This window comes from Trichococcus pasteurii, from assembly GCF_900112935.1.
Taxonomy (GTDB): Bacteria; Bacillota; Bacilli; order Lactobacillales; family Aerococcaceae; genus Trichococcus; species Trichococcus pasteurii.
Window position 1 is genome coordinate 1 of the sequence record NZ_FONM01000039.1, and the last position, 3,868, is coordinate 3,868.

The following is a 3,868-nucleotide window of genomic DNA, read 5'->3' on the forward strand; positions in this document are numbered from 1 at the left end:
ATACCTTTAAAAGTATACAGGATTGGAGATATTCTTTGGCGAAAGTGTTCAATCTTATTCATCGAAAACTGTTCAATTTAGTTTAGCACTGACAAGCCTGGAAAATTATGGAAGTGGATTGGGCTGGGTCTACAGCTTATGTCGTAGATCGAGATACTGGAGAAAAAATAAAAGCTTATGTCTTTGTGGCGGCATTGCCGTGCAGCCAATTAGCTTATGCGGAAGCATTCTTAACGATGAAATCAGTGGCTTAGATTGCGGCTCATATTCATGCGTTTGAATACTTTGGTGGTTCAACTGAATATTGATGTATAGTGAATGTTTAGGTTCACGAATGTCCATATTAAAGCATTTTCATACAGTTTGTTTAACATAAATATTAATTAAATTAATTATAAAAAATTGCTTTTATTTTAAATTTACTTATGTTATTATAGCTACAGGGTCAACTAAGGAAAGAAAAGCGAACTGAATTGTAAATGCAAAAATAGAATTTCAATAAACTTAATTAGACTAGGGTTTGTGTTGGAATACCCCCAAGTAAACCAAGGTGCTTAAGTTTTCCGGTGATATTTATATTTTTCCAATACAATGAAAGCGCATTCTTTCCTTTGGTAGGCTCAAAAACTATTGTTAGGGGGGTGCAATATGAACTTTGAAGTAATTTCGCCTTATTGTGGATTATACATGGAAGGAGATACTGTCAACGTTTATTATCTGCAAACAGATGATTTAGCGAGGGAATATGTTTTTGGCAACGAGAAAGACGCTCAGGTTTTCTACAACTCAGCTAAAAATTTGGACGTGTTTATGGTCAACGTACCGGAAGGGAAAGAGGAACTATATCACCAAGAATTTCTGGAACTAATCTTGAAAGACCAAGATTACGAATTGATCGTGCACAAGGCGATTCCGAAGGAAGAACAAGAAGCAATATAACAATGGCAGATTACTTGGGGGGAGATTAAATGGTGGCAATAAGATTTAAGGATCTGGAAAGAGCTATAAATGATAGTATTCATTAAATTGATTGTGGAGTAGCGGGTGCCGCTAAGGTTAACTGCGGTTTTAAGCAAGAATCAATGCTCATTATTTAGTAACAATAGAGGTTGAATGATCGATACGAGAAATATTTATTTGGAGTTAATTGGAAGCGCTTTGTAAAAGGGTGGTAACTAACAATTAGGAGGAACAATACACAATGCCGAATTTAGAAATGATCGCCCCATACTGTGGTTTAAGCAGATATGAAAGAAGATTTTTTGTCTATTACCTAAAGACAGAAGATAATGTGAGACGCGAGTACTTATTCAAAAATGACAAGGATGCAGACAATTTCTATAACGCCGTCAAGAACCTGACCGCCTTCATTGCCAACGTTCCAGCTAGAAAAAGAGAACTGTACCACCAAGAGTTCTCGGATCTGCTGCTCAAAGAAGTGGACCATAAACTGACCATCCGTACAACTTCACCTGATGAAGCTGCAATCGCAATCGAGGCTTAATGCCAATAGATAGGATTCAGTAATCATACATAATCATAGCTTCAAATTTTGTGCACCAACGCAAGCAACAACGGATGCCGCTGATGCTCCAACAGCTCAAGGCGCCTATTCGAATCATTCAAGTGATTTTGGCTTAATGATCAAATCAAGCAGGATCGGCGAATTGGAAGAGTTGTTTTAACAACTTGGGTTGGCGAGAATCAGGAGTTGCAAAGAAAGAGAAGATAGGGAGCCGTTTTGTGGCAATCGCTCTTCTCTTTTCTTTTTGTTTTGGGATGGATTGGTGGGAAAGCTACTCTTGACTGTGGCTGTTTTGGCATAAATCAGTTTGATTGCTTTTTTAATATAAAGTAAACGCTTTTCTAAGGAATTGATGACAAATCAATATAGTTATTTCATTGTAAATGTAGTAAAATTTAAGGGCGAGTGAAAATAATAATATGAAGTATTTTGAAATCATAATAAGATAATTTTGAAAGTTTGTGGAATTTGTATCATTGACCGAAGAAACACTAAAGGAGCTAATAATACCATGCAAAAAGTCAGAAAAGCAGTCATCCCGGCGGCCGGATTCGGCACGCGTTTTTTACCGGCTACAAAGGCCATGGCGAAAGAAATGTTGCCGATCGTCGATAAGCCGACCATCCAATTCATCGTCGAAGAAGCTATCGCATCCGGCATTGAAGAGATCCTGATCATCACAGGCAAAAGCAAGCGCGCTATCGAGGACCATTTTGACTCGAATGTCGAGTTGGAGATGAACCTGCGCGAAAAAGGCAAAGACGATTTGTTGGCGTTGGTGCAGGAGTCGACAGGCGTGCGCATCCACTTTGTGCGCCAAGCTTATCCGTTGGGACTGGGCCACGCTGTTCTGCAGGCGAAAGCATTCGTCGGCCAAGAACCTTTCGTGGTCATGCTTGGGGATGACCTGATGGAGGATGAAGTGCCATTGGCGAAACAACTGATCAACGCCTATGACCGTACGCATGCATCGAATATCGCTGTGATGGCAGTACCGCAGGAAGAAACATCCAAGTATGGCATCATCGACATCGCTTCCGAATTGGAACCAGGCCTGTACAATGTAAGCCGTTTTGTGGAAAAACCGAAAGCGGAAGAAGCGCCAAGCAACTTGGCCATCATCGGCCGTTACCTGCTGACGCCGGAAATCTTCGATATTCTGGAGAACCAGACGCCGGGCGCAGGCGGCGAAATCCAGCTTACAGATGCCATCGACACCCTGAACCAAACGCAGCGCGTCTTCGCGAAGCGCTTCGAAGGCACCCGCTACGACGTGGGGGATAAGTTCGGTTTTATGACTACTAGTATCGGCTACGGGCTGACTCACCCAGAAATCAAGGGCAAGCTGAAGGAATATATTATTGCGCTTGGAAAAGAGCTGTCTGGTGAGAACGAAAGTGATAAGACAGTGGCTGAGGCTGGCGTTCCAGTGTTGTAGAAGTGCTTGTTGATAGAAAAGCGCCGTTTTTCGGGTGTTTGACCTGAATGCAAGCACGCCCAAGGGTGTGCCAGGGGCGCCAGCTCCGATGAGCGCGCCCTAATCGGAGAAGACACTCCCGCCGAGGAGCCACCTCCGAGGAGAAAGTTTTCGCCGAAGGTAGCTCATTTGCAGATGCCCCAACTCCGGCGAAGCCGCCGTGGTCGGAGGTAATCGTCTTTTCGGATTCTCAGTTCCGGAAAGAAAACTGCTCATCAGAGACTAAGCTTCACATCAGATGAGGTGGCTGATAAGCTGCATGGCAGCCGTTTGTTTTCGCGTATGCTGTGATTGTATATTGAATGGAGTGAGAGGTGCAGGCTGGTATTCCCGGCCTGCGCCTATCTTTTATATTATGGAAACATTTTTAGTGTCGGCCTGTAAGTCGAAATCCTTTACCGTGGAAACTAAGTGCTGGGAGATTAAAAATGAAAAACATTATTGTTACTGGCGGGGCCGGATTCATCGGCTCGAATTTTGTTCATTACGTAGTGGAAAATCATCCTGATATTCATATGTCAGCGTCAAGTAGAATTGAACAGTTAACGCCAATTAATTTTGAACACTTTCGCTCACAAACATGCTCTGGCGATGCTTCATACGGTAGCTGGCTTCATTCATGTGAACGACCTCCGCTCGATGCAGAATACGGTCTAGGATAGCCATTGCGACGCCCTCATCGCCCAATAATTCTCCCCATTGGTCGGGGCTCTTATTGGAGGTCAAGATGATTGAACTCCGTTCATATAGATGATTGATCAAATGAAAAAACAGGGTAGCTTCCCTTTGATCCATTGCCATATACATCAAATCATCAATGATCACTAAATCAGACGCTCGGATCCGATTGAGCTGGACCTGCGCTT

4 protein-coding genes and 1 pseudogene are annotated in these 3,868 nt (G+C 42.9%); 4 read left to right on the plus strand and 1 reads right to left on the minus strand.

The window, feature by feature from the left end:
- The first annotated feature begins 648 nt into the window (after positions 1 to 648).
- From BM184_RS15050 to BM184_RS15660, 4 genes and pseudogenes are all read left to right on the plus strand, one after another.
- On the plus strand, positions 649 to 939 hold the full coding sequence (locus BM184_RS15050; protein WP_086943483.1) for a hypothetical protein: 291 nt from the start codon (positions 649 to 651) through the stop codon (positions 937 to 939).
- Positions 940 to 1,201: 262 nt separating this feature from the next.
- Positions 1,202 to 1,504, plus strand: a complete 303-nt coding sequence (locus tag BM184_RS15055; RefSeq protein ID WP_086943482.1) for a hypothetical protein — start codon at positions 1,202 to 1,204, stop codon at positions 1,502 to 1,504.
- A gap of 532 nt (positions 1,505 to 2,036) precedes the next feature.
- A complete protein-coding gene (gene galU / locus BM184_RS15060; protein WP_086943481.1) occupies positions 2,037 to 2,963 on the plus strand; it encodes a UTP--glucose-1-phosphate uridylyltransferase GalU in 927 nt (308 codons plus the stop codon).
- 467 nt (positions 2,964 to 3,430) lie between these two features.
- Positions 3,431 to 3,538: pseudogene (locus BM184_RS15660) on the plus strand (NAD-dependent epimerase/dehydratase family protein); the annotation flags it as partial.
- A 16-nt stretch (positions 3,539 to 3,554) separates the two neighbouring features.
- Here BM184_RS15660 and BM184_RS15070 read toward each other — a convergent pair.
- Positions 3,555 to 3,868, minus strand: a 314-nt coding sequence (locus BM184_RS15070) for an ATP-binding protein (protein ID WP_143091160.1), incomplete at its 5' end; no start/stop codon positions are given.

Coding starts and splice junctions, on each gene's coding strand:
- galU (WP_086943481.1), top strand. CDS start 2,037: ATGCAAAAAGTCAGAAAAGCAGTCATCCCGGCGGCCGGATTCGGCACG.
- BM184_RS15055 (WP_086943482.1), top strand. CDS start 1,202: ATGCCGAATTTAGAAATGATCGCCCCATACTGTGGTTTAAGCAGATAT.
- BM184_RS15050 (WP_086943483.1), top strand. CDS start 649: ATGAACTTTGAAGTAATTTCGCCTTATTGTGGATTATACATGGAAGGA.